Annotated in this window: 25 protein-coding genes and 1 riboswitch; of the genes, 11 read left to right on the forward strand and 14 right to left on the reverse strand. The window is 66.0% G+C overall.

The window, feature by feature from the left end; all coding sequences use genetic code 11:
* Window positions 1–54 precede the first annotated feature (54 nt).
* The 5 genes from VMT40_RS28650 to VMT40_RS28670 all read right to left on the reverse strand — a co-directional run bounded on the left by VMT40_RS28650 (window position 55) and on the right by VMT40_RS28670 (window position 5,115).
* Entirely contained in the window at window positions 55–654 is a 600-nt protein-coding gene (locus VMT40_RS28650) for an SGNH/GDSL hydrolase family protein (RefSeq protein WP_326362033.1), read from the reverse strand.
* Window positions 651–1,901, reverse strand: coding sequence for an NAD(P)/FAD-dependent oxidoreductase (locus tag VMT40_RS28655; RefSeq protein WP_326362034.1), 1,251 nt, complete (start codon window positions 1,899–1,901; stop codon window positions 651–653). The genes VMT40_RS28650 and VMT40_RS28655 overlap by 4 nt, the downstream gene beginning before the upstream one ends.
* A 7-nt stretch (window positions 1,902–1,908) precedes the next feature.
* Window positions 1,909–3,645, reverse strand: a complete 1,737-nt coding sequence (locus VMT40_RS28660; RefSeq protein ID WP_442790071.1) for an AMP-dependent synthetase/ligase — start codon at window positions 3,643–3,645, stop codon at window positions 1,909–1,911.
* A gap of 87 nt (window positions 3,646–3,732) precedes the next feature.
* On the reverse strand, window positions 3,733–4,665 hold the full coding sequence (locus VMT40_RS28665; protein ID WP_326362036.1) for a LysR family transcriptional regulator: 933 nt from the start codon (window positions 4,663–4,665) through the stop codon (window positions 3,733–3,735).
* 264 nt (window positions 4,666–4,929) lie between these two features.
* Window positions 4,930–5,115 carry a hypothetical protein gene (locus VMT40_RS28670; protein ID WP_326362037.1) on the reverse strand — a complete coding sequence of 62 codons (186 nt, stop codon included), beginning with the start codon at window positions 5,113–5,115 and terminating at the stop codon, window positions 4,930–4,932.
* A 17-nt stretch (window positions 5,116–5,132) separates the two neighbouring features.
* Between VMT40_RS28670 and VMT40_RS28675 the strand changes: the two genes are divergently transcribed.
* The 4 genes from VMT40_RS28675 (at window position 5,133) to VMT40_RS28690 (ending at window position 8,408) form a co-directional block, all read left to right on the forward strand.
* On the forward strand, window positions 5,133–5,678 hold the full coding sequence (locus tag VMT40_RS28675) for an HNH endonuclease (RefSeq protein WP_326362039.1): 546 nt from the start codon (window positions 5,133–5,135) through the stop codon (window positions 5,676–5,678).
* 49 nt (window positions 5,679–5,727) lie between these two features.
* Window positions 5,728–5,994 carry a WhiB family transcriptional regulator gene (locus VMT40_RS28680; protein WP_326310412.1) on the forward strand — a complete coding sequence of 89 codons (267 nt, stop codon included), beginning with the start codon at window positions 5,728–5,730 and terminating at the stop codon, window positions 5,992–5,994.
* 240 nt (window positions 5,995–6,234) lie between these two features.
* The gene (locus tag VMT40_RS28685) at window positions 6,235–7,911 is read left to right on the forward strand and encodes a substrate-binding domain-containing protein (RefSeq protein ID WP_326362040.1); all 1,677 of its coding nucleotides are present in this window, start codon (window positions 6,235–6,237) and stop codon (window positions 7,909–7,911) included.
* Between the two features lie 86 nt (window positions 7,912–7,997).
* A complete protein-coding gene (locus VMT40_RS28690; RefSeq protein WP_326362041.1) occupies window positions 7,998–8,408 on the forward strand; it encodes a DUF7144 family membrane protein in 411 nt (136 codons plus the stop codon).
* 70 nt (window positions 8,409–8,478) lie between these two features.
* Here VMT40_RS28690 and VMT40_RS28695 read toward each other — a convergent pair whose 3' ends face one another.
* Window positions 8,479–8,937: a pyridoxamine 5'-phosphate oxidase family protein gene (locus tag VMT40_RS28695; RefSeq protein ID WP_326362042.1), complete on the reverse strand. Its 459-nt coding sequence runs from the start codon at window positions 8,935–8,937 to the stop codon at window positions 8,479–8,481.
* 838 nt (window positions 8,938–9,775) lie between these two features.
* Between VMT40_RS28695 and VMT40_RS28700 the strand changes: the two genes are divergently transcribed.
* From VMT40_RS28700 to VMT40_RS28720, 5 genes are all read left to right on the forward strand, one after another.
* Window positions 9,776–10,162, forward strand: a complete 387-nt coding sequence (locus VMT40_RS28700; RefSeq protein WP_326362043.1) for a hypothetical protein — start codon at window positions 9,776–9,778, stop codon at window positions 10,160–10,162.
* Window positions 10,163–10,451: 289 nt separating this feature from the next.
* The gene (locus VMT40_RS28705; protein WP_326362044.1) at window positions 10,452–10,901 is read left to right on the forward strand and encodes a GNAT family N-acetyltransferase; all 450 of its coding nucleotides are present in this window, start codon (window positions 10,452–10,454) and stop codon (window positions 10,899–10,901) included.
* 230 nt (window positions 10,902–11,131) lie between these two features.
* Window positions 11,132–12,208, forward strand: coding sequence for a phospho-N-acetylmuramoyl-pentapeptide-transferase (mraY, locus tag VMT40_RS28710; protein WP_326362046.1), 1,077 nt, complete (start codon window positions 11,132–11,134; stop codon window positions 12,206–12,208).
* Window positions 12,209–12,273: 65 nt separating this feature from the next.
* Window positions 12,274–12,726 (forward strand): GNAT family N-acetyltransferase, encoded by a 453-nt coding sequence (locus tag VMT40_RS28715; protein WP_326362047.1) that lies wholly within the window; start codon window positions 12,274–12,276, stop codon window positions 12,724–12,726.
* Between the two features lie 260 nt (window positions 12,727–12,986).
* Complete coding sequence (locus VMT40_RS28720; protein ID WP_326362775.1) at window positions 12,987–13,493, forward strand: SUKH-4 family immunity protein; 507 nt, start codon at window positions 12,987–12,989, stop codon at window positions 13,491–13,493.
* Between the two features lie 104 nt (window positions 13,494–13,597).
* On the opposite strand, the gene VMT40_RS28725 is transcribed toward VMT40_RS28720, so the two are convergent.
* From VMT40_RS28725 to VMT40_RS28760, 8 genes are all read right to left on the reverse strand, one after another.
* Entirely contained in the window at window positions 13,598–14,317 is a 720-nt protein-coding gene (locus VMT40_RS28725) for a class I SAM-dependent methyltransferase (protein ID WP_326362049.1), read from the reverse strand.
* A 175-nt stretch (window positions 14,318–14,492) separates the two neighbouring features.
* Window positions 14,493–17,333, reverse strand: a complete 2,841-nt coding sequence (gene gcvP, locus VMT40_RS28730; RefSeq protein WP_326362051.1) for an aminomethyl-transferring glycine dehydrogenase — start codon at window positions 17,331–17,333, stop codon at window positions 14,493–14,495.
* A gap of 160 nt (window positions 17,334–17,493) precedes the next feature.
* Window positions 17,494–17,589: riboswitch (glycine riboswitch) on the reverse strand.
* A 156-nt stretch (window positions 17,590–17,745) separates the two neighbouring features.
* On the reverse strand, window positions 17,746–18,312 hold the full coding sequence (locus VMT40_RS28735; RefSeq protein ID WP_326310404.1) for a MerR family transcriptional regulator: 567 nt from the start codon (window positions 18,310–18,312) through the stop codon (window positions 17,746–17,748).
* A gap of 218 nt (window positions 18,313–18,530) precedes the next feature.
* On the reverse strand, window positions 18,531–19,004 hold the full coding sequence (locus VMT40_RS28740; RefSeq protein ID WP_040807814.1) for a bifunctional nuclease family protein: 474 nt from the start codon (window positions 19,002–19,004) through the stop codon (window positions 18,531–18,533).
* 66 nt (window positions 19,005–19,070) lie between these two features.
* Entirely contained in the window at window positions 19,071–19,862 is a 792-nt protein-coding gene (gene ftsR, locus VMT40_RS28745) for a transcriptional regulator FtsR (RefSeq protein WP_326362053.1), read from the reverse strand.
* A 44-nt stretch (window positions 19,863–19,906) separates the two neighbouring features.
* Window positions 19,907–20,374: a glycogen accumulation regulator GarA gene (garA, locus tag VMT40_RS28750; protein WP_326362054.1), complete on the reverse strand. Its 468-nt coding sequence runs from the start codon at window positions 20,372–20,374 to the stop codon at window positions 19,907–19,909.
* Window positions 20,375–20,559: 185 nt separating this feature from the next.
* Entirely contained in the window at window positions 20,560–20,958 is a 399-nt protein-coding gene (gcvH, locus tag VMT40_RS28755; protein WP_326310401.1) for a glycine cleavage system protein GcvH, read from the reverse strand.
* Between the two features lie 62 nt (window positions 20,959–21,020).
* Complete coding sequence (locus tag VMT40_RS28760) at window positions 21,021–21,638, reverse strand: CDP-alcohol phosphatidyltransferase family protein (RefSeq protein WP_326362056.1); 618 nt, start codon at window positions 21,636–21,638, stop codon at window positions 21,021–21,023.
* A gap of 187 nt (window positions 21,639–21,825) precedes the next feature.
* Between VMT40_RS28760 and VMT40_RS28765 the strand changes: the two genes are divergently transcribed.
* Window positions 21,826–23,520 carry a GMC family oxidoreductase gene (locus tag VMT40_RS28765; protein ID WP_326362057.1) on the forward strand — a complete coding sequence of 565 codons (1,695 nt, stop codon included), beginning with the start codon at window positions 21,826–21,828 and terminating at the stop codon, window positions 23,518–23,520.
* 237 nt (window positions 23,521–23,757) lie between these two features.
* Window positions 23,758–24,648 carry a nuclease-related domain-containing protein gene (locus VMT40_RS28770; RefSeq protein ID WP_326362059.1) on the forward strand — a complete coding sequence of 297 codons (891 nt, stop codon included), beginning with the start codon at window positions 23,758–23,760 and terminating at the stop codon, window positions 24,646–24,648.
* The last annotated feature ends 2 nt before the right edge of the window (window positions 24,649–24,650 follow it).

Raw genomic sequence — 24,650 nt, forward strand, 5'->3', positions numbered from 1 at the left:
ATCCTCTCGAAGGTGCCAATGGGCGACACACGGTCGCCGGTGCCGGTACGCCGCTCAGGCGGCGACCGTGGTGGCGATGATCGTCGAAATCAGTTCGGCCGCACTGGCGGCGAACAGTCGGTGTCCGGACGGGCTGGGGTGCAGCCCGTCCTCGGTCCAGGTGCCCGCGCGCTCCCATTCGGCGCGTGCGGACAGATCCAGAAGCAGGACCCCGTGGTCGGCGGTGACCCGGGCCATGGCGGCATTGGCGAAGGAGAAGCGCTCCCGCAGCAGTGCGCGGAAGCCGTCCGGAACCGGCAGGCGCGCCGGGATATCCGGATAGTCGGCGGTGAAAACGGTTGCGCCGGTGTATCGCAGCGCGCCGAACAGCGCATCCAGATTGGCCTCGAAGGCATCCGGATCGTAGGCGCTCACGAGATCGTTGACGCCGACCACCACGCCGTACAGTTCGGCTCGCACGGCGGCGGGCAGCTGCTCACGCAGCACATCACCCGTGGTCGCGCCGTGCACACCCAAGTTCCGAATAGCGTTGGGCCGCAACCCCAGCTGCGCACCCAGCCGGGACACCCAGCCACGGTATCCCCCGGCCGCGGCCGGATCGCCGCGGCCTTCGACGAAGCTGTCACCCAACGCGACCAGACCGACCCCGGTCATAGCGCCGCCTCGGCCTTGCTGACATGGCGGGCCTCGACCGGGAAGTCGACCAGCTCGTACAGTTCGGCCAATTCGGTCTCACCGAAGAACCTCTCGGGCGGGTACAGCCCGGCGATCAGGCCGAAGAACTTCTTCGAGTAGTCCGGACTCATGCTGGTGGCGCGGAACACCGAGTCGTAGTACGGGGTCAGCGACAGCTCGGAAATGCTGGTCGTCAGCTCATAGGTGCTGGCGCTCTGCGCGTCACGCTCGCGCTGGTATTCGGGCAGTGTCTCCTCGAAAGGCCGTCCACCCGCGAGACTTTCACCGGCCAGATCGGCCAGCAGCTGCGCGTACTTGAACGAGTCGGTGATGCCCCAGCCGGTGAACGGGTCCTTGTGGTATCCGGCATCGCCGACCAGCGCCCACCCCGGCCCGAAGGACTGGCGGCGGTAGTTGTCCGGGTACAGCATGGGCCGGAACGGCTCCACGCGGCGACCCGTATCCCGCAGGCGCGCACCGATTTCCGGATCGATCTGATCCACGATCTCCTGCACCCCGGCGTCCGGGTCATTGCGGAATTCGCGGAATCGGTCCCGCTTGCGCATGACCGCGACCAGGTACAGCTCGTCATTGGTCGGCCAGGCCCCGAACTGCTGTTCGCCGAAACCGGTGCGGTGCTGCATGCCCCAGTCGATGCCCTCGTAGTAGGAGTAGTAGACGAAGCACGCTGCGGGCGAACCCTCGTAGACCTGCGCGCCCACCTCCTTGGCCACGGTCGAGCCCGAACCGTCCGCGCCCACCACCAGCTTGGCCCGGAACTCCTGCTCCGCGCCCTCACCGACCCGGCCGCGGACGCCGACCACCTGGTCGCCGTCGCGCAGCAGCCCGGTCACCGCGAAGCCCGAGATCACCTCCGCCCCGGCCTCGTCGGCGGCGTCGACCAGGATCTTGTCCAGCACCGTCCGGCGCGGGCAGTACACGGCGTCGATGCCGTCGGCCGCCGGATCGGCCATGCCGCGAATGTCGATATCGGTGTAGGTGAAGTTGAGGTGCCGCACCGGCGGGCAGCCGGTGGCGGTGACGCGGTCGAGCAGACCCCAGGACTTCAGGAAGCCCAGTCCGGCCTGGTGGATGTAGTGCGTGGACGGGGTGTCGCTGGGGAACTGTGCCCGGTCCACCGCCAGCACCCGGAAACCCTGGCGGGCCAGCAGCATGGCCAGCGGGGCACCCGACACACGGGTACCGACAACGATGACGTCGTACATGCTCAGATCACTTTCGGGTCGTCGAGTAGAGGAGATCGATATCGGCCGAATAGGTTTCCGCGATCGCGGCGCGACGCAGTTTCAGTGAGGAGGTCAACAGTCCATTGGCGATCGTGAAATCGCCTGCCACAATTCGGAATTCCCGAATTGATTCCGCCCTCGAAACCAGGGAATTGGCGTCGTCCACGGCGGATTGCACGGCGGTCGCGAGATCGCGGCCCGGATGCTCGCGCAACCAATTCTCGGCGCGCTCGGCATCGAGGGTCACCAATGCGGTGACAAAGGCGCGGCCCTCCCCCACCACCATGCAATTGCTGACCAATGGATGCAGCCGCACCCGGTCCTCCAGCGGGGTGGGCGCGACATTTTTCCCGCCCGAGGTGACGAGAATTTCCTTCTTGCGTCCGGTGATTCGCAGATACCCGTCCTCGAGCTCACCGATATCGCCGGTGTGCAGCCAGCCGTCGGCGTCCACCGGGTTCTGCGCCCCGGCCGCACCCCAGTAGCCGGGCGACACGTGCGGGCCACTGACCAGCACCTCACCATCGGCGGCAATCGCGACCGCGGTGCCCGGAATCGGCTTGCCGACGGTCCCGAGGCGATTGGTCTCCGGCGCGCTCACCGTCACCGCGGTCGCGGCCTCGGTCAGGCCGTAGCAGTTCAGGATCACCGTGCCGAACGCGGCGTAGAACCCGGCGGTCGAATCATCCAGCGACGCACCGCCGGAGATGACATAGCGCAGGCGTCCGCCCAGCGCCGCGGCGACCGGCTCCTTCGACGCCTCGGGCTCATCCCGCCGCATCCCGTGTTCCGCCGCGGCCCTGTCGACCGCATCGGTCCCCTCCGTCGACGCCTCCGACAGCCGCAGCAGCCCGACCGCGACCGCCTCCCGCTCCGCCTCCGGGCTCAGCAGTGAGCGGCAGTGCTTGCGAATCTTCTCCAGCGCGTAGGGAATCAGCGCCAGGAACGTGGGCCGCAGCCGCGGCAGCGCCGGGACCAACTCCGGAATGCCTGGCAGCAGATGCGTCGCCGCGCCACCGAACAGGCAGGCGAACAGCATGGTCTGCCCGAACACGTGCGAGAGCGGCAGCGCCAGCGCGGTCACCCCGTCGAACAGCTGCCCGGTCTGGCGCACCGTATTCGCCGAGGACACATACATGTTCCGGTGGGTGATCATGCAGCCCTTGGACAGACCGGTCGTCCCGCTGGTGTAGACGATCATGGCCAGGTCGTCGGCCCCGACGGCGGCGGTGTGCTCGGTCAGATCCGCCCGGATCGCGCCCTCGGCCCAGTCGCGGATCTCGGCGAAACCCCACACCTCGCCCGCGCCAGCCGCGCTTAGTCGCTCGGCATCCGCGCCGGTCTCCGCCGCGAAATACGTGCTGCCGCTGTCGCGCAGTATGTGCTCGATCTGCGCGGCCGAGGAGGTCGGATACACCGGCACCACCACCGCGCCGATCGCCAGCGCGGCCAGGTCCAGCAGCGCCCACGCCAGCCCGGTGCGGCCCAGCACCACCACCCGGTCCCCGGCCGCCACCTGGCGATCCAGCAGCGCCGAGGCCACCGCCCGCACCTGCCGGTCGAATTCCGCACAGGTCAGGGGCGCGGCCTCGCCGTCGGCGAGGGTCTCGCGCTCCGGATGCCGGTAGGCCGCCTCGGCGACGATCGTGTAGAGGCTCGCGGTGGCGGGCGGTACGAAACCGTTTCCGGTGACGGATCTATCGGTGACAGACGCGATGTTCACAGACCGAATTCTGGTCGGCGACAATCATTCTCGTCGCCGCCCGACCGGCTGTTCCTACCGCGCGAAAGTCATTGCCTATCGAATAGCTCAGGCCGGTACGGCCCGGGCATCATCGAGGGGGGCGGGTTCCGCGGAATCGACACAATCCAAGAAGGCGGCCACCGCCGGATTCTGTTCCTCCGCCCGCCACACCGCATACAAATCCAGAGTGGGTACCGGATCCAAAAGCTTGACCGCCACCGAATTACTGCCCGGCGCACCCATTCCCATGGAAATCGCCCGCGGCAGCGAGGCGAACCCGACCATGGGACGCACCGACACCATGTGCGCCGTCGCACCCGGATCATCGGCATGATGGGCCACGTTCAAGGTGATCCGCGCCTGCGCGGCCGCCCGGAAAATGGTGTCGTACATGGCCGGACACTGCTCGCGCGCGAACAGCACACAGTCCTGGCCCTGCAACTCGGCGAACGGCACGCCCGGGCGATCCGCCCACCGATGCCTGCGACCGACCACCGCCACCAGCGGAACCCGGTGCAGCAGTCGCCGATAGCGGAACTCGGCGGTGCTGGGGTGGCCGTAGACCAGGGCGATATCGAGGGACCCGTCCGACAGCGCCGCGAGCTGTGGCCCGGTGCGCTTCTCCCACAACGACACCACGATGTCGGGATGCCGCTCGGTCATGCGCACCAGCGCCTCCGGCAGCACGTGGCGGCTCGCGGGCAGGTTGTAGCCGATGGCCAGGCTGCCCTGCCTGCCCTCGGCGGTGGCCTTGGCGGCCCGCGCCGCCCGATCCATCTGGGCCACGATCTGACGTGCTTGAAGCTCGAACTCGCGCCCGGCCGCGGTCAGCCGGACCTCGTGTGAATTCCGGGCCACCAACTGGACCCCGAGTGACTTCTCCAGTTTCTGCAGCTGGGCGCTGAGACTGGGCTGAGTGAGATGAAGGCGCTGCGCTGCGCGACCGAAGTGCAACTCTTCGGCAATCGTAATGAACGAGACTAGATGTCGGAACTCCATGACGAAGGCTCCTTCCGAGTACTCGTCACGGTAGCGGGGGCAGGTAACCGATAATGAACCGCTTCCGCACAGTCGCCCGCGGTTCGGTTGCCTGGTAGTGAATCAGCCCTGTGATTCCCGTCTCTCAGGAACAAGTGGGCGGGGCCGTTCGTTGTCACTCTACGACCCGTCGACCGTCGCATGCGGGCGGCGAGGTCACAGGGGGAGCAAAAAAATCACCCGACAACGGCATGCCCGTTGTGCCACCATGACTTTCACCGAAGATCAAACGACCGCGATGGTCGTGACCAGCAGGAAGGAGGAGACGGCTTGATTACCGACAGTGCCAATCGCGGCACAGCCCTGGCGAAGCGAGGACATGACCTGCGCGGCGACGAGCGGCCAACGAGTCGTCTCCAGGCCCGCGCGTAAACCCGGCCCCTTCTCTTCTTCCTGTTCGATCCCTTTCACGAAACATGGTGACCCCCATGCTGTTCCGTCATGCCGAAGACCCGGAGATAACCACCGACAACTGGATGAACACCGGAGTGCTGCTGCTCAACGCCTCCTACGAGGCGCTGACCACGATCCGCGCCGAACGCGCGGTGGTGCTGCTGCTCAGCGGCGCCGCCGAGACCGTCACCGAGCGGGAGCCGCACTTCCCGATTCGCTCGAAGCACCTGGAGATCGTGCTGCCGGAAACCATCCGGCTGCAGCGCTACATCTACCTCGAGCACCGGATCCTCGTGCACGACGACCACAGCCGCGCCACCCTGCCCGGGATCCTGCGCCGTGATCGGTACCGCTGCGGGTACTGCAACGGCTGGGCGCGCACCGTCGACCACATCCGTCCGCGGTCCAAGGGCGGGCCCAATACCTGGGCCAACCTCATCGCCGCGTGCGGGCCCTGCAATACGTACAAGGCGGACCGGACTCCGGAGGAGGCCGGGATGCGCCTGCTGTGGGAGCCCAAGGCTCCCAACGATAGAGAGCGGACGCAGCGTCAGGTCTGGAAGGAACTGGCCGCGTCCTGAACCGAGGAAACCCACCCAGCGTGATCGGACATGAAAGGAGCGAGATCCGATGACGAACACTGCACTTCGGGAGCCGACCCTGGCGGATCTGCTCCCCATCTCCGACTCGAAGGACTACTGGCAGCACGCCGCCTGCAAGGGTGACCCAAACCACGAGGCGTGGTTCCCGTACCCCTCGCAGGACTTCGACTACGCGCGCTCGATCTGCGAGTCCTGCCCGATCCGCCGCGAATGCGGCGAGTTCGCCGCCCGCACCGGCCAGTCCGGCGTCTGGGGCGGGCACGAGTACGACCGCGGCAAAATGATTCGGGACTAACTCTCAGGCTCTCAGGGGCTTCGCCCCCGAACCCCGGGAGCCTCTCGCGGGCTTCGCCCCGAATCTCCGCGAGATATGGGGCTGCGCCCCCAAACCCCGGTAGGGCTGTGGGGGCTCCGCGCCCGCAGCCCTACCAAACGGCGGCAGTCTTTAGGGCTGCCGCCGTTTTCGTGCCGGTCGGATTGCGCGTAACCGCCTGGTACAGGTGGCTACCGGGGCGTCAACATACACTGGTCGATCGTGGGTACTCATCGCGCCGCGGGCGGGTCACGAGGTGTCAGCAAGGGACCAGTTATCGCAATTGTCGCGGTGATCGTGCTAGCGCTCGCCGTGGTGGGGTGGGCGTGGTTATCGGAGCGGGCGAAGGAACGGGACTCTCGGGCCGCCGCGTCGTGTGTGGAGGGGACCGCGACGCTCAATGTCACCGTCGATCCCGACATTCTCACCCCGGTCAAATCCGCCGCCGATCGCTTCAATGCCACGAAACCGCACGTCCGGGATCATTGCGCGCAGGTGAGTGTGACCGCGCAGCCGTCGGCGGCCATGGTCGCCGCCTTCACCTCGAACAAGCAGTGGGATCCGGCGTTGGGCCCGCAGCCCGCGCTCTGGATTCCGGAATCGTCGCGCTCGGTCGAGCAAATGCGCGTGCCCGGGCTGATCGCGGGTACCCCGGCACCGATTGCCGTGAGCCCGATCTCCCTGGCCGTGAACGATGAACTGCGCGGTGCGCTGGAGACCGCCAAGATCCACTGGTCGGATCTGCCGAAGCTGCAGAGCGGTTCGCTGGCCGATATCGGCCTCGGGTCGTGGGGCAAGCTGCGCCTGGCCATGCCCGCGGGCGATCCGTCGCTGGCCATCGCGACCGCGGTCGGGTCGGGCGTCTCCGGCACCGATCCCCTCGACGAGAAGGCCGTCGCGACCGGCCAGGTCGTCTCCGCCATCTCCCTGCTGGCGGCGGGCGCGCCCCCGGCCAAGGATGTGAACGGCGCGCTCACCGATCTCGCCGCCGCGACCGATCACGCCAGCGCGCCCCTGCACGCGGTGGCCGCCACCGAACAGCAGATCCGAGCCCGCATCGGACTGACCGCCTTCCGCCCCGACGGCGCGGGACCGGTGGCCGACTTCCCCGCCGCAGAGCTCACCGGCTCCTGGGTGGATCAGACCCAGAACCTCGTCGCGGGCCTGTTCGTAGACTTCCTGCGCGCTCCGGAGCAGTCGAAGCTGTTCACCGACAACGGTTTCGGCGCGGCTCCCCCGGCGACCACCCCGGTCCCCGCGAAAACCGTGCTGGCCAAGGTGGATCAGATCCTCGCGCACCCGGTGCTCGGCGTGCAGGCCACCGTGCTGCTCGACGTCTCCTCCTCCATGTCCGCGACCGAGGGTTACGGCACCCGCCTCGCCAATTCCGTTGCGGCACTGGAGTCCACGATGGGCGTCATGCCGCCCGACTTCGGGCTCGGGGTCTGGGAGTACGCCAAGAACCTCGACGGCAACAACCCGTACAAGGTGCTGGCCCCGACGGCGGCGCTCAGCAACGATCAGCGCGCCGCAATCAGCCAGGCCCTCACCACCGTCACCACGAGTACATCCAAGCCCGACCGCACCTACCCCACCCTCGAGGCCGCCTACAAGAACATCCTCGCCACCTACGCGAGTGCCCGCACCAATTCGATCCTGCTCATCACCGACGGCCCCGAGGACGACTCCCCCGTCACCGGCGACCAACTCCTGTCCGATATCGCCGCCGCCACCGATCCCGCTCACCCGATCCGCATCGATGTCATCGTGATCAACGGCCCCGGCACCCAAACCCTGCAAACCCTCACCCAACGCACCGGCGGCACCTACACCAAGGTCAACACCACCGCCGACCTGCCGTTCGGCACCGCGGTCTCCCAGGCCCTGACCACCCCGTAACCGCGTCGATTCCGGCGGCTCACGTGCGGACAAATCGTTGGCCGCGCTTTCCCGCGCGGCCAGCAAACCCGTGGCATATTCAGCGAATGGCACACAGTAGTGGTAACGAATCCTCGCTGAAGCAGGACGTCGCCGCCGGAACGTCCATCGCCGCGGGCATCCTGCTGATCGTCATCGGCGTCCTGTCCATCCTGCAGGGCATCTCCGCCGTAGCCGCCGACAACCTCCTGGTCGTCACCTCCGACTACATCTACAAACTCAACACCACCGGCTGGGGCTGGATCCACATCATCCTCGGCGCGATCGAAATCATCGTCGCCATCGGCCTCCTCGCCGGAACCACCTGGGGCCGCACCGCCGCCCTGGTCCTCGCCTCCCTCTCCATCATCGAAAACTTCCTCTGGATCCCCTACTACCCCGCCTGGTCCCTCCTCATCATCGCCCTCGACGTAGTAGTCATCTGGGCCATCGCCACCTACAAACCCGCCAAGGCCTGAGCCCCGGCACCCGAAAAGCGCCCCACGGATTGCGAGAACCCGTGGGGCGCTTCGACATTCGGCACGAGACTCAGTCAACCGCCTTGTCGAGCCAGACACCCGCCCGCATGACGGTCCGCCCGGAAAATTCGGCGGGCCCGCGCCAAACCTGAATCCGCTCCGGCACCAGGTAGATATAGGTGAAACCCGGCGCAGAGCGGGGAATCCTAGATGCCCTGGCGTATCCATCCGCAGCCGCGTCATCGACATCCGCCCGCCCGACAATCCTCGCCACCGCGTCGATCATGACGACATCCGTCGTACTACCCAGGGCCACACGAACATGCGGCTGACTCTCGATATTCCGCAACGTACGACTGCCATCGAATGTCGATGTCAGCAAGCGGCCACCATCCCACCAGTACGACACAGGTATGAGGTGCGGCCCCCGCATCTCATCAGCCGTCGCAAGCCAAAGATTGTCCATATTCGATCGCAACCGCTCCACCGCCGCCTCGCGCCGCTCGACCAGATTCCGAATATGACTCACCCGCTCCCCCTTCCACTCCTTCGCGACGGTAACCCGAATCCCGCAGCCGCGCGAGAGCACCGCTCAATCAGCGCACGGCAATGGCACTCACTCGGCAACCAGCCGCAGTGGTCACCGCCCAAAGCTGCCCCCGAACGGCAACGGACCGAGATCATCTCGATCCGTTTGGACCTCCTGCACGGCCGAGTTCCGGACGATGGGCCGATTCGTGCACAGATCGCTATTGGAAGACAGTTTCCTGCCAATTCAGCTGTCATAGTGCAGGTTTTGGCCCATGATCAACTTCACGCTCGTCTCTCGCGGGCCCATCTGCCGCTGATCGCTCGGTTCCTAGGGGCTGCCGTAGTGCCCGGAAAGGCAACTGGCCGGGATCATCTCGATAGGTCGAACGTCCTGCACTGCCGACGAGCGTGCCAAGTTACCGGCCTGGTGCGACTACCTCCACAACCTCCGCTAGGCCGACAATTCTGGATCCCTCGAGCATCGACAGCGGCAGCCCGGGTATGACTGGGGGCCAAAGATCGGGCATCAGCGGGTGCAGCCGGGCAATCGCCTCATCACCGAGAGCGAGCTTTGTCCCCTCCTCCAGGGTCAATGGCGCGTCATGGCGTTCCTTGTGTAGGTCTGTGGGAAAGGCCCAATGTGCCCGGTAGCCGGAGTTGATCGGCGTGCGGCGGCCACCTTGCTCGGTAGTCAATAGCCGCAATCGTGCACGGATGTATCCCGTCTCGGGTTCAGTCGCGGTCCATCGGTCGTGCTCAAGATTAGAGTTCACGCTGCGATTATGTTGTCTGGCGCACGAACGAGACGATACGAGGTCGGTGTGGGTTTCAGGACTGTGGTGATCTCTGAGGATTTGCCGATTGCGTTGCCGTTGTGGTTCGTCGAGGCCCATCCCGAGTTGCACTTCCGCAGCGACGCGGACGGATCGTCTCGCCTACCGATCGCAAGTCGCAGCGAGCGCAAGTTCTACAGCTCCAAGGACGATCCGCTCTTCCTCGACCTTCAGCGGGTATTGAATGAAACTCCGTCATGGAGCCACAATGTCGAGCTGATCCTGTTCCACGAGTGCGGTGGGATTACCAAGGTGCTGGTTACGCGCGACCGGATACGCATGGCCGAACCCACGGGCTGGTCCGAAGTCGACGAGATCGAACACTGGTTCTGCGGCTGCTCATTCGACACTCAAATCGCGCCCGAGCGCTCCGAACCCGAAAGGGAGTAGCCGCCCCGAGATCGGAAAGGCCGTCGGCCCACACGACAGCCCGGATGAAGAATGACGATCCGAAATCCTGAGCTTTGTCAGCCAGCCCGACCTCCAGCACGCACACCGGACAATAATGCCGCTGATCGCCCGCGGACCCGTCTGGCGAATGCACTGATCTGCCGATTATGTTGCGCGTCAACTAGATTGGGATCATGGCAGCCTACGTGGATTTCCCGACAAGTCTTCTGACCGAGCGACTCCGGCTGCGGCAATGGCTTCCCTCGGACGCGGAGGATTACCACGCGCTGTGGACAGAACGGGACGTGCGCTCCGTCCGCAGTTTCGACGCGGCCGGGCGACCGACGGTCGAGGAGGTACGCGACCAACTGCGGGCCAAACTCCCGGTGCCGAGCAGGGGCTTGGACTACTCGTTGTTGAGCGGCGGGATACCGGCGAGTTCATCGGCTATTGCGGACTGATCGTCGGCCAAGGGACGTACGACGAACCGGAGATCGCGTACGAACTCGCTCAGCGGGCTCACGGCAATGGGTACGCCACCGAGGCGGGCCGGGTAGTCGTCGAGGCCGCCGCACGCACGGGGCGCAAGCGGTTGTGGGCGACGGTGCGGGAATGGAACACCGCCTCGTTCCGGGTGCTGGAAAAGCTCGACTTCTACAACAGCGGACGCGTCACCCCGGACTCCGCCCGCGGCGACTCGATCTGGATGACACGCGAACTCGACCAACCATTGGCATAGCGGCAGGATGAGCAGACAGTTCTGCCAGCCGGAATGAACGTCCACCATGCCGTGACCGCTTGGTTCACGATGGCCGCGGTGCCACGCAGGCGAATGCACTGAACTGCCACTCGCACCGCAGGTGTCTCCGAGCGGCCGCGCGCCAACCTCCTACGCCTCGCTAACATTCATGACGTTTGTGCCATGTCAGATTGGCTGGGCCGCGTGGCTCGGTTGCGGATCGGGGGCGGATGAGACAGATCCTGTTTGCAGTAGCGATTGCCTTGACGGTGTCGATCACAGTGACTCCGTTGTTGGTTCGCGTGTTCAGCCGGGCGAAGATGGGTCAGGAGATTCGCGCGGAGGGGCCTGCCAGCCACCAGACGAAACGTGGCACGCCCACGATGGGCGGCATCGCCATAGTGGCCGGGATGTGGGCCGGTTATCTGGGATCGCATCTGATCGGGCTGCGCTACGACGCCCCGGGCGTAACGGCCTCGGGATTGCTGGTGCTCGGATTGGCCACAGCGATGGGCCTGGTCGGGTTCCTCGACGACTTCATCAAGCTCTACAAGCGGCGCAACCTCGGGCTCACCGCGCGGGGCAAATACGTCGGCCAGCTCGGTGCCGCAATCGTTTTCGGCATCCTCGCCTTGAGATTCCCCGATAGCACCGGGCTGACCCCCGCCAGTCGGCACATCTCGATCATGCGTGACCTGGGCTGGCTCTCGCTCGTACCCGTGCTGTTCGTACTGTGGACGTGCTTTCTGGTGGTCGCCTGGTCGAACGCGGTGAACATCACCGACGGACTCGACGGCCTCGCTGCAGGATCGATGGCGCTGACCTTGGGCGCCTACGTGTTGATCACGTTCTGGCAGTACCTCAACGCCTGCACCACTCGCCCCGGCGCAGGCTGCTATACGGTGCGCGACCCGCTGGACCTGGCGCTCATCTGCGCAGCGACCGCAGCGGCATGCGTGGGTTTCCTGTGGTGGAACGCGGCCCCCGCGAAGATCTTCATGGGCGACACCGGATCTCTGGCCTTGGGTGGACTGCTCGCCGGGCTGTCGATCACGACTCGCACCGAACTGCTGATGGTGGTCATCGGCGCGTTGTTCTGCGCCGAGATCCTCTCGGTGCTGTTGCAGATCGTGGTGTTCCGTAAAACCGGTCGACGGCTCTTCCGCATCGCGCCGATGCACCACCACTTCGAACTCAGCAGCTGGCCCGAGACCACCGTCTCCATCCGCTTCTGGCTACTCGCCGGACTGTCCGCGGCCGCCGGGCTGATGCTGTTCTACGGCGAACACCTCTCCATCACCGGCTGACCTGGAACGCACTCGTGTGCGACTCAGTGCGGGGCAAGCTCAGCGTCGTCTTCTAGACTGCCCGGGTGTCCAAGATCGTTCTTCGCGCGGCGGGCCTCGACGATGCCAGTAGTGTTCTCGAGTTTTGGAGCAGGGCTGCGGAAGATGCGCACCGACCGGCCGATTCCGTCGTTGCGATCGAAGCGCTGGTCCGGCGGGATCCCGAAGCGTTGATTCTCGCCTTCGACGAGGCCGAGGGCACTGTGGAGTTGGCGGGCACGGTGATTGCGGGATGGGATGGCTGGCGCTGTCATATCTATCGGCTGGCGGTCGCGCCCGGCTGCCGCGGCAGGGGGATTGGAGGGATGCTCATCCGCGCGGCGGAGCAGCGGTTCGCTCGGCTTGGAGGTACGCGGGCTGACGCGATGGTGCTCGATGAGAACGATCTCGGACAGCGCGCGTGGAAGGCCAACGGCTATGCGCCGCAACCTGAGTGGTCGCGGTGGGTCAAGCCGCTTGCCGCGTCGGCACGGTTATAGGGCCACAGATCCCGCGCGATCGGGGACATGATCGTCTCGACGATGTTGCAACCCAGGAATTTTGACACCCCGGGAGACACGCTTCACCTAGGTGTCGAGCACACTATCGAGGCCGCGTGGCGGGCGGTCTGAAGTCATCGATCCGGTGTCGACGATCAACGGCTCCAGGCCATCTCGGTTCGCCGCGAGAATGGAGGAGATGGCGAATGTTGGTGGGAGTGGACTGGCAGGCGGTGCGTTCGAGTCTGCCACCGGGTGAGATGCTCAGATTTCGGGCTGACTTCGCGGAGCGGATCTGGACAACGCCGGACGCAGTGGAGTTCGCTGTGGAATTCGGGATACCCCACTCCCGAGGGCTGTTTCGAATGTCGGCCGATCTGGCCGACCGCGATCCCGCCAGCCCCAACATGGCGTACATCGCCGACATCGACTCGATGCCGACCGACACACCGGTCGGAGAACTCCAGCCGCTGGGTCTGCTGTTCCACGGCATGCTCTACGTCCGCCCCACCGACGGCACCATCTGGGTGTCCGACCCAGACGCCGAGGTGGAGTTCGAGTTGATCCACCGCGACCTCTCGTCACTGGCATACCTGGTGTACAAAGTCGAGGTCGAACGACCCGGCCCTGACGAAGATCCGACACCCTACGACTGGGCCGAAGTCGAGGAGATCATCCAAGAGGGAATGAACCGGTGGGACACAACACCTTTCGATGAAGGCACAAGATTCTGGACGACCTTCCTCGAGTCGTATCCGATGATGTGAGCTTCGGACGATGGGCCTATTCGTGCACAGATCGCGATTGGGAGACAGCTTTCTGCCAATTCAGCCAGGCCGGTGGTGGTCGTCGCGGTGGTTCGCGGTCCTAGTTACCGTGACCGGTGGTGAAATTGCCCGAGCAGGGCGGGTAAGTCGATCGGGTCGGGATGGAAGGGGAGGCGCGCGCGGAGGGTTGTTTCGGTGATCGAGATCGGTGACCAGCCCGCGCGAAAGCCGTGGTGTAGGGCCTCGGGGGTCAGAGACGGGACTATCTCGTCGAGGTCGAGTTCACCGCCGGTGAAGCGCTGCGTCAGCTGCTCGGCCAGGGCGTCGGGGCGGGCCTGTAGGTAGGTGAGGGCCTCGCGGGCGATGGCGAGGACATAGACCATCGCGCCGGGACGGCAGGCGTGGTGCAGGGCAGCCGCGTAGCGGGTGAGCTCGGCCGGGCCGAACAGGTGCGCGAGGGCCGAATCGACCACCGTGTCGAATTGTTCGTGATAGCCGGAGAGTTCCAGCGCATCGGCCGTTTGGAAAGAGGCGGACAGTCCGCGCTCGGCGGCGTGTGATCGTGCGATCGCAATCGCTGTCGGCGCGAGGTCGATACCGTGCACCGGGTGGCCTCGTTCGGCGAGAAACAGAGCGTTATCGCCAGTCCCGCAACCACAATCGAGTACGAGGCCGGTGATGCCGCCCCGTGCTTCGAGATCGACGATGGCCGGTTGCGGCTCCCCGATGTCCCACGGTGGCCGCCCACCGAATGCGCCGTCGCCGCGATAGACGGCATCGAAGTCGAATCTCTCTGTGCTGGCTCGAAAATCGGATTCACTCATACCCCAACCGTGCCGCGATCAAGGGTCCGCTCGCAAGGCAAATGTTCAGCAACAAATGCCGGGCCACCCTCGCGCGAAGATCGTCTTGCCATCGCACTGATGACTGCTACGCCAAGCGCCCCATCGGTTCCTGGAACCGATGGGGCGCTTGGGTTTTCCGATGCTTGGAGCAGGATCAGTCGGTGTACGCGTCGAGGGGTGGGCAGGAGCAGACGAGGTTGCGGTCGCCGTAGGCGCCGTCGATTCGGCGGACCGAGGGCCAGACCTTGGCACGAGCGTGCTTCACACCCATGGGGTAGACGGCCTTTTCGCGGCTGTACGGGTGATCCCATTCGCCGACAAGGCATTCGGCGGTGTGGGGAGCGCCGCGCAGGGGGTTGTCGTCGACGGGCCAGACGCCTGCGGCGACCTGGTCGATCTCCCCCTTGATGGCGATCATGGCTTCGATGAAAGCGTCGAGTTCTTCGAGGTTTTCGCTTTCGGTGGGTTCGACCATGAGGGTGCCTGCGACGGGGAAGCTCATGGTGGGGGCGTGGAAGCCGTAGTCGGCGAGGCGCTTTGCGACGTCGTCGACGGTGACGCCGGTTTGTTTGGTGATTTCGCGGAGGTCGAGGATGCACTCGTGGGCGACCATGCCGTTGTCGCCGGTGTAGAGGACCGGGAAGTGCGGGTTCAGTTTGCGGGCAATGTAATTCGCGGAGGCGATGGCGGTGAGGGTGGCGCGGCGCAGGCCGTCGGCGCCCATCATGCGGATGTAGGCCCAGGTGATGGGGAGGATGGAGGCGGAGCCGTACTTGGCGGCCGACACCGCGTGCGAACCCTTTTCGAGGGGGTCGCCGGGCAGGTACTTGGCCAGGTGCTCGCGGACCGCGACGGGGCCGACGCCCGGACCGCCGCCGCCGTGCGGGATACAGAAGGTCTTGTGCAGGTTCAGGTGGCTGACGTCGCCGCCGAACTTGCCCGGACGGGCAAGTCCCACAAGGGCGTTCAGGTTCGCGCCGTCGACGTACACCTGGCCGCCCGCCTCGTGCACGAGTCCGCACAGCTCGGCCACCTCGTGCTCGTACACGCCGTGCGTGGACGGGTAGGTGATCATGATGCAGGCCAGGCGCTCGGCGTGGTCGGCGATCTTGGCGCGCAGGTCGTCGAGATCGATATCCCCATTGGGGCGAGTCTTCACGACCTCCACCCGCATGCCCACCATCGCGGCCGAGGCGGCATTGGTGCCGTGCGCGCTGGAGGGGATCAGACAGGTATCCCGGTGCGCGTCACCGCGATCCAGATGGTAGCGGCGAATGGCCAGCAGACCCGCGTACTCGCCCTGGCTACCGGCATTGGGCTGCAAGGAAACCCGGTCGTAGCCGGTGACCGCGCACAGCCAGCCCTCCAGATCCTCGATCAGCTTCAGCAGACCGGGAGCGTCCTCGACCGGCGCGTACGGGTGCACCCGGTTGAAGCCGGGCCAGGTGATGGACTCCATCTCCGCGGCCGCGTTCAGCTTCATGGTGCAGGAGCCGAGCGGAATCATGCTGCGGTCCAAGGCAATATCCTTGTCCGAGAGCGCACGCAGGTAGCGCAGCATGGCGGTCTCGGTGCGGTACTTGGTGAATGCCGGGGCGGTCAGGAATTCCGAGGTGCGAACCTCGATGTGCGGGCGCTGCTTGCCGTGGAACAACGCGCCCTCCGGTCCAACCGGGATCTCCGCGCCGAAGCAGTCCAGCACGGCGACCACATGGGCGTCGGTCGTGACCTCATCGCACGCGATGGCCACATGGTCGGCGTCGACGAGCCGCAGGTTGATGCCGCTCCCCTTCGCCTTGGCCACAATGCCTTCCGCACCACCGGGCACATTCACCAGCACGGTGTCGAAGAAGGTCTGGTGCACGACCGCGTCACCGAGCCCGGCGGCCAGCCACTGCGCGTGCCCGTGCACCCGCCGCGCCAGCGACCGCAGCCCGTCCGCGCCATGATAGGAGGCGTACATGGCGGCCAAAATGGCCAGCAGCACCTGCGCGGTGCAAATGTTCGACGTCGCCTTCTCCCGGCGAATGTGCTGCTCACGGGTCTGCAGCGCGAGCCGGTAGGCCAGATTGCCGTCCGCGTCCACGGACACACCGACCAGTCGGCCCGGCAGCTGCCGCGCATGCGCGGAGTGCACGGCGAGGTATCCGGCGTGCGGTCCGCCGAAGCCCAGCGGCACACCGAAACGCTGCGTGGTGCCGAAGCAGGCGTCCGCACCCTGCTCACCGGGCGGCGTAATCAGCGTCAGCGCAAGCAGATCCGCGCCGACCGCCACCAGCGCGCCCCGCGCGTGCGCGGCCTCGATGACCGGAGCCCAGTCCACGATCCGACCCGACGCACCCGGCTGCTGCACGATCACACCGAAGAACTCACCCTCGGGCAGCGCCTCATCGGCCAGATTCGCCTCGACGATCTCGATCCCCAGCGGCTCGGCGCGCGTGTACAGCAGCGTCCGGGTCTGCGGGAACAGATCGGAGTCGATGAGCAGCCGCGAAGACTTGCTCTTGCGGTTGGCCCGCTGCAACAGCGTCATGGCCTCGGCCGCGGCGGTCGCCTCGTCCAGCATGGACGCGTTGGCGACCTCCATCGCGGTCAGATCCGCGACCATGGTCTGGAAGTTCAGCAGCGCCTCCAGCCGACCCTGGCTGATTTCCGGCTGGTACGGCGTGTACGCGGTGTACCAGGCCGGGTTCTCGATCAGATTCCGCAGCAGCACCGGCGGGGTGAGCGTGTCGTAGTACCCCAGCCCGATCATGGAGGTGGCGACGGTATTCGAATTGGCAAGCGCCGCAAGCTCGGCGAGCGCCTCGTGCTCGGAGACCGCTGCGGGCAGCGCATTCAGCCCATTGCCCTCGGGCGCGTCCAGAATGCTGGCGGGTACGGCCTTGGTGGCGAGTTCGTCCAGCGACTCGACGCCCACGGCCTCGAGGATGCGGCCGGTCTCACCGCTGTCGGGGCCGATGTGGCGGTCGGCGAAGGATCGAGTCCAGATCACGGCTGCTCCATGGGGTGGGCGGGGGTCGGCCCGGGGACCGACGCTACGTCTGCCCTCCCCCTCTGTCCTCGATGCCTGAGAGATTCGGGCCCCGACCTTGCGGCCGTTGCCCTTTCACCATGGGCGGGTGACGCGCGGCCACCACTTTCCAGAGGCGCCGAAACTCCGCACGGTCCCTTGTGCCTGAGAGATTGACGGGGAGGTGCTGCTCCTTCGGCGTCCGAGGCTACCCCCGGAACTCTCCCGCACGGCTGCGACGCACTCGCCAGTCTAAGGGGACGCAGGTTACAACAATGTTGCCGCCCAACTCTCGGGACTCTCAGGGGCTTCCCCCGAACCCCCTTTCACCGATAACCACCGGAAACACCAACGAGCGCGCCGCATGGCGGCGCGCTCGTTGTGAAGAAGATGACTAACCGGTCTTGCTCATCCGGGCCTTGCGACGGAACGACAGCTCATCCTCCGGACGCTCGGAGGTGCTGCCGTCCTCGGCGCGCTCGGCCGGGAAGTTGGCTATGGCGCCGGTCAATTCGCGCATGGCACCGCTGACCGCGATACCGAACACGCCCTGTCCACCCTGCAGTAAATCGACCACTTCCTCGGCGGAGGAGCACTCGTAGACGGTGGTGCCGTCGGAGAACAGGGTGATTCCGGCGAGGTCTTCGACCCCGCGGCTGCGCAGATGATCGACGGCGATGCGAATGTTCTGCAGCGAGATGCCCGCGTCGAGCAGCCGCTTGACGATCTTGAGGACCAGGATGTCCTTGAACGAGTACAGGCGCTGACTGCCGGATCCGGTGGCACTGCGGATGGACGGGACGACCAGTCCGGTGCGGGCCCAGTAGTCGAGCTGGCGGTAGGTGATTCCGGCCACCTGGCAAGCGCTGGGCACGCGGTAGCCGACGAGTTCGTCCGGCACCGTGTCATCGGGGAACAGCCCTGGCTGCACCACATCCTGAGGTTGCGGTTGATCTCCCACTGACTACTCCCTTACTGCTTGCCTATCAAGGGCTGGGCTCTGTCAATCGACTCTGGAGCGTTGGCCTATCAATCGAGGCTACTCCCCTGATTGTTGCGGGAGAATCGGGTCCATCCAAGGATCACCGGGCGCGTGTTTTTAAACCTAAACCTGAGGTAGAGACACGGTTTTGTCTCGTTCGGAGATCAACCCGGGATCATCGCCAGGTCAGGAACTGGTCAGCTGTCCGTGGCCTTGAAGTCGTCGGGAGATACCGATTCGAGAAACTCCTTGAACTTCTCGACCTCGTCCTCGCGCTCGTCCGGCATGACCAGCCCGGCCTCTTCGAGCACCGGCTCCTCGGCATAGATCGGGCAGCCCACGCGCAGCGCGATGGCCACCGAATCCGAGGGCCGCGCCGAGATGCGCAGATCGTTCTCGAAGACCAGGTCGGCGTAGAAGGTGCCCTCCTGCAGATCCACGATCCGCACTTCCTTGAGGGTGTGGCCGAGCTCCTTGATCAGGATCTTGATCAGATCGTGGGTCAACGGGCGGATCGGGGTCACACCCTCCTGCTCCAGCACGATCGCGGTGGCCTCGGCCTGCCCGATCCAGATGGGTAGGTAGCGATCACCGGAGACTTCCCGGAGCAACAGCACGGGCTGATTCTGTGGCTGCTCGACACGGATGCCGATCACACGCATTTCGCTCATCGCACTGCCTCCCAATCCACACCGGCCGCCAGCCCCCGGCTGTAATACCGAGTCTAGGCGAAGATTTCAGCCGCCGAGGGAAGCGCGCACAGAGGTCTTCACCAGGCAGGTGTGCAGGGTCAGCGACAACGCCGCCAACTCGCGCACCGTCTCCTCGGCACGAGCGCGCGCGTCCGCGTCGCGACTCTTGGCGATCGGTGCCGCGATCTGGGCGACCATGGCGGCCTCGCGATCGGCGGCCAGCTTGAAGGCGCGCAGATGCCTTGCCTCCAAACCGAATTCGCTCAGGGCCTTGGCGGTGCGGGCCAGGGTGACGGCGTCGCCGTCGAAATAGCCTGCCGCACCGGGCGTAATGAGATTGGCGCGAATCAATTCCGTCAGGAACTTCTCGTCGATACCGGCCTGATCGAGCAGATCCGCCCGGGTGATCCGGATTTCGTGATCGAACCGAAGCTCCTCGGGCGACACCTCACCGGGCACCGCGTTCAGCCGCCGCAGGCGGCCGCCCCCGTTGGCGGACATGGCGTCCCTCGAATCGGACGCTGATGTCGAATCGGGCATGGCCCCGACCCCTCCCACGGCGTTCGCCCGGGCCCGGGCCTCCCGGACCCCGAGCGTCGCCGCCCCGCTGTCGATCGCTTCGAGCTGTTCCTTGATCACCTTCAACGGCAGGTACTGATCCCGCTGCGCGGTCAGCACGAAGCGCAGGCGCTCGACGTCGGCCACGTGAAAGCGGCGATACCCCGAGGGCGTGCGCTCCGGGCTGATCAGACCCTCCGATTCCAGGAATCGGATCTTGGAGATGGTGATGTCCGGAAAATCCGGACGCAGGAGATCCAGCACGGAGCCGATCGACATGCCTCCGCGCGTCCACTGCGCTGCGCCAGTCATTCCGCTCGGCCCTATAGAGCCGAATCGCTCGTGGCGGGCTTGGGGCCCGTCAGGAAGACGAGGCGGAACTTGCCGATCTGGACCTCGTCGCCGTTCTGCAGCTCCGAGGAATCCACCGGCTCCCGATTGACGTAGGTGCCGTTGAGGCTGCCCACATCGACCACCTGGAAGGTGTCGTCGTCCTGGCGGAATTCCGCGTGGCGACGGCTGACGGTGACATCGTCAAGGAAGATGTCGCTGTCGGGGTGGCGGCCCGCCGAGGTGGTCGGCTGGTCGAGCAGGAAGCGCGAACCGGCGTTCGGACCACGCTTGACCACCAGCAGGGCCGCGCCCGCGGGCAGACCCTCCACTCCCTGTACCGGCTGCTCGCCTGTCTGCTCGGGGCGCGACGTGTCGACCTCGTTCAGGAAGTCGGCGCGGAACACCGAAGTGGTCTCTGCTGCCGTTTCCTGGTAACCCGGGTCCTTGTTCTCGCTCACCCTTGCTCTCCTCCTCGAACCGAATAATCCATGCAAGCAATTGGTGCCCTCAGCGATGCGGCACTCCGGCCGCTTCCCGCCTCGGGCAGGTCCGGATATACCGGGCACCGGCTGCGCGCACTTCTGTTGGCATTGACCGTACCCTGCCAGGGCGTACCCGTGCAGGTAGAACTGTGAAGGCTCCTTCAGCCTCCGATAACTCCTTGATAACCTGCGGCATCCAGGAGCTTTCCGAGCGCCGCGTCGAGCGCTTCGGCGGAGTCGGCCTCGAGCTCGAAGAGCCAGCCGTCGCCGTAGGCGTCGGAGTTGACCGTCTCCGGCTCGGCGTCCAGAAGATCGTTCACCGCAACGACTTTCCCGGCGAGCGGGGCGTAGATGTCGGACACGCTCTTGGTGGATTCGATCTCGGCGATGCTCTCCCCGGCGGGCGCCTCGGAGTCGATCGCGGGCAGCTGCACGAACACGACGTCACCCAGCTGCGACTGCGCGTAATCGGTGATGCCCACCCGCACCCGGGTCGGACCCACTTTGCTCACCCACTCGTGTTCCTCGGAGTAGCGCAAATCCTCGGGTACTGCGGTCACAGGCAGTGTCCTTTCAACGGGCGTTCCTCTCGGGATCGTCGTCGATCCGTCCGCCGCACACCCTATCGGGAGTGATCATGGTGCGGCACGGGCGGTATCGCTCGGGCCACGGCGACTGCCTTGCCGAGGTAGAGGATTCCGGTCCAGACGTAGACCGCCGTGCCCCAGATCAAGAATGCCCCACCGAAGGCGCGACCGAAACCCGCGGCGGCCCAGTCCATCTGCCCCGCCAACAACCAGGGCAAAGCGGACATGAGGGCGAAGGTGGCGGCCTTGCCCAGGTAGATGACATCGGGCGGGGGCAGATCGCGGCGCTTGTAGATGCCGAGGGTGACGGTCAGGATCGCGTCGCGACCGACCAGGATCACCACCACCCACCAGGGCAGGATGCCGCGAATCAGGAAGCCGCCCAGGGTCGCCAGCAGATAGAGGCGATCCACCAGCGGGTCCAGCAGCTGGCCGAGGCGCGACGACTGGTCCAGCAGCCGGGCGAGTTTGCCGTCGAGCCAGTCGGTGACGCCGCTGAGGACCAGCAGCGTGAAGGCCCAGCCGTCGGCCTTCTCCACCAGCAGCAGCCATAGGAAGACCGGGACGCCGATCAGCCGTATCACGCTGAGCACATTGGGCACGGTGAAGATCCGGTCGCTGTAGACCGGTTCGGCGTTCCGCTCAGTTGTCACAACCCGGTCTTACCGCAATCACTCCGGCATCTCCATCCGGGCACGCCGCCTCGCCCAGCTCGGAGCGAACCGATATGGCGCAACCCCAACTCTCGGGGGCTCTCAGGGGCTTCGCCCCCGAACCCCCAAATGAGAGATTTGTGTGCAATCCTTCTCATACCGTGGTTGAGCAGCGAGAGGAATGACCATGCCCGACTTCGACTATGACGTCGTTGTTATCGGTTCCGGGTTCGGGGGCAGCGTGAGTGCGCTGCGCCTGACCGAGAAGGGCTACCGGGTGGCCGTGCTCGAGTCCGGACGGCGCTGGAACGCCGAGGACATTCCCAAGACGAACTGGAATGTGCGCAAGTCGATCTGGGCCCCGCGCCTCGGGCTGACCGGGACGCAGCGGATCAGCGTGCTGGGCAAGTGCGCGGTGTTCTCGGCCGCCGGGGTGGGCGGCGGGTCGTTGATCTACGGGAACACGCTCTACGAGCCGCTGCCCGCCTTCTACACCGACAAGCAGTGGGCGCACATCACCGACTGGCGTTCGGAGCTCGCGCCCTACTACGACCAGGCGCAGCGCATGCTGGGCGTCGCGCCGAATCCGCGCATGACGCCCGCCGATGACGTGATCCGTTCCGTGGCAGAGGATCTGGGGGTCGCCGACACCTTCCACGCCACCAATGTGGGCGTGTTCTTCAACGAGGCCGAGCCCGGCGTCGAGGTGGACGATCCGTACTTCGGTGGCGCGGGGCCGCGGCGCAGCGGCTGTATTCACTGCGCGCGCTGCTTCACCGGCTGCCCGCACAATGCCAAGAACACCACCCCCAAGAACTACCTCTACCTGGCCGAACAGGCCGGTGCGCACGTGTTCGAGCTGACCACGGCCACCAAGGTGCGGCCCATGACCGGCGGCGGGTACGCCATCGAGACGGCGCGCTCGGATCGCTGGATTCGCAAGGGCCGCAAGGTGTTCACCGCCGAGCAGGTGGTATTCGCGGCCGCCGCGCTGGGCACCCAGAAGCTGCTGCACAAGATGCGCGATGAGGGCGTGCTGCCGAATCTGTCGCCGCGGCTGGGTGAGCTGACCCGCTCGAACTCCGAGGCGATCCTCAATGTGGTGAGCAAGACGCGCGACGATTTCGCCGAGGGCATCGCCATCACCTCCTCGATTCATCCCGAGCCCGACACTCACATCGAGGTCTGCCACTACGGCAAGGGTCAGAACGGCCTGTTCCCGCTGTCGGTGCCGCTGGTGGACGGCGGCGCGTTCCGGTTCCTGCGGTTCCTGCTGGCCATCCTGCTGCACCCGGTGGTGTTCGCGCGCAGCCTCAATGCGCATCGGGCGTCGGAGAAGTCGGTGATCCTGCTGGTCATGCAGTCGCTGGACAACTCGCTGACCTCGTTCCGGCGGTGGGGGCAGCTGAAGACGAAACAGGGCACGGGCAAGCCGAATCCGACGTGGATCCCGCTGGCGCACGAGGTCGGCAGGCGGTTCGGGCAGAAGGTCGACGGTGACGTGCAGATGCTGGCCATGGACGTGTTCAATATCCCCGCCACCGCGCACTACATCGGCGGCTGCGTCATCGGCGAGGGCCCGGAAAGCGGTGTGGTGGACCCGTATCAGCGCGTGTTCGGGTACCCGGGCCTGCACATCGCCGACGGTTCGGCGGTGACGGCCAACCTGGGCGTGAACCCGTCGCTGACCATTACGGCGCAGGCCGAGCGCGCAATGGCGTTCTGGCCCAACCGAAACGAGGCCGATCCGCGTCCGGAGCTGGGCGCGCCGTACCGTCGCATCAATCCGGTCGCGCCCAAGCACGCGGTCGTGCCGGACTTCGCGCCGGGCGCGTTGCGGCTGCCGATCTTCCCGACCGACACCCCGGTTCCCGCGAACTGACCCGGGGCGCAGTGCGAATCGAGTCGGCGCGCAGGGCCGATCGAGTCGCGGCACACCGCCAATGGCGTCCGGACGCACAGCCAATGGCGTCCGGACGCACACCCGATGGCGTCCGGACGCGCAGCCAATCGTGCCTGGGTGGGCCGCCAATCGAGCGCGGCGGCGTGCCCGGCGGTAGTTTGGGGCGTTGTGCCCGTACCATTCCCGGTATCGATTCGACGAGGAAGGTGAGAGCCGATGCTCGTCCGAGTGCAGAACGCCGCCGGTACCCACGCCGAGAAGGTGCTCATCGATTGGCTGCGCACCTGGAAGGGCGCGACCGATCCCAAGGGCGTCGCCACCGTGAATTGCAGTCTGTTCCACAACAATCAGCTGCATCCGTTCGACGCGGTGGTGTGGACGCCGACCAGCTGCGTGGTGATCGAGGCCGAGGCGCTCTCGGAGAAGCTCGACGGTGAACTCGAGGTCCCGGTCAACGGGCCCTGGCGGGTCGGCGACCGGATCATCTCCTTCGAGGGCGGGGACAAGCGCACCCCGCTGGACAAGTCCCGTGATCACACCTTCGCGCTGCAGAACTGGCTGGCCGAGCGCGGGCTCGGGCAGCGGGTGATTCACGGCATCGTGTTGGTGGTGCCGCCGGGCTCGAATCTGCGGGTCAAGCAGCTGTGGAGCGATCCGAGCTTCCACGTGATGCTGGGCGATGAGCGGGCGCTGCGCGATCACTTCACCAGTCTGCTTTCGCGGGGACGGCCGCAGTGGTCGGCCAATGATGTGGCGTGGGCGTTCCGCGGGCTGGGCATTCTGCCGTATCTGCCCGCGCCGCAGGACCTGATCAACGAGGGTTTCCTGGGGCCGATCGACGTGTCGCTGTGGCACGGCGGGCCGCAGCAGGCGCAGGCCGAGGCGTATGCGGAGGAGCAGGCGCGGCTCGAGCGGGAGCAGGCTTCGGCCGGGCGCGGATTGCGCATTCCGGAGCCGTGGTTCAGCCCGCGCAAGCTCTACCCGCGACGCAGCGATCGGGTCGAGGTGGGGCGCGGGTTCATGCGGATCATGCTCACGCTCGGGTTCATTGTCGCGTTCCTGTGGGCGGTGTGGTTCTTCCTCGCGCTGACCTGGTCGACGCTCTGAGC

This window comes from Nocardia sp. CDC160 (assembly GCF_035818795.1).
In the GTDB taxonomy this organism is placed as follows: Bacteria; Actinomycetota; Actinomycetes; order Mycobacteriales; family Mycobacteriaceae; genus Nocardia.

Excerpts from the sequence above, each read along its gene's own strand:
- VMT40_RS28650 (WP_326362033.1), bottom strand. The coding sequence starts at position 654 with ATGACCGGGGTCGGTCTGGTCGCGTTGGGTGACAGCTTCGTCGAAGGC.
- VMT40_RS28655 (WP_326362034.1), bottom strand. The coding sequence starts at position 1,901 with ATGTACGACGTCATCGTTGTCGGTACCCGTGTGTCGGGTGCCCCGCTG.
- VMT40_RS28665 (WP_326362036.1), bottom strand. The coding sequence starts at position 4,665 with ATGGAGTTCCGACATCTAGTCTCGTTCATTACGATTGCCGAAGAGTTG.
- VMT40_RS28675 (WP_326362039.1), top strand. The coding sequence starts at position 5,133 with ATGCTGTTCCGTCATGCCGAAGACCCGGAGATAACCACCGACAACTGG.
- VMT40_RS28680 (WP_326310412.1), top strand. The coding sequence starts at position 5,728 with ATGACGAACACTGCACTTCGGGAGCCGACCCTGGCGGATCTGCTCCCC.
- VMT40_RS28690 (WP_326362041.1), top strand. The coding sequence starts at position 7,998 with ATGGCACACAGTAGTGGTAACGAATCCTCGCTGAAGCAGGACGTCGCC.
- mraY (WP_326362046.1), top strand. The coding sequence starts at position 11,132 with ATGAGACAGATCCTGTTTGCAGTAGCGATTGCCTTGACGGTGTCGATC.
- VMT40_RS28720 (WP_326362775.1), top strand. The coding sequence starts at position 12,987 with ATGCTCAGATTTCGGGCTGACTTCGCGGAGCGGATCTGGACAACGCCG.
- VMT40_RS28725 (WP_326362049.1), bottom strand. The coding sequence starts at position 14,317 with ATGAGTGAATCCGATTTTCGAGCCAGCACAGAGAGATTCGACTTCGAT.
- VMT40_RS28740 (WP_040807814.1), bottom strand. The coding sequence starts at position 19,004 with ATGAGCGAAATGCGTGTGATCGGCATCCGTGTCGAGCAGCCACAGAAT.
- ftsR (WP_326362053.1), bottom strand. The coding sequence starts at position 19,862 with ATGTCGATCGGCTCCGTGCTGGATCTCCTGCGTCCGGATTTTCCGGAC.
- VMT40_RS28765 (WP_326362057.1), top strand. The coding sequence starts at position 21,826 with ATGCCCGACTTCGACTATGACGTCGTTGTTATCGGTTCCGGGTTCGGG.
- VMT40_RS28770 (WP_326362059.1), top strand. The coding sequence starts at position 23,758 with ATGCTCGTCCGAGTGCAGAACGCCGCCGGTACCCACGCCGAGAAGGTG.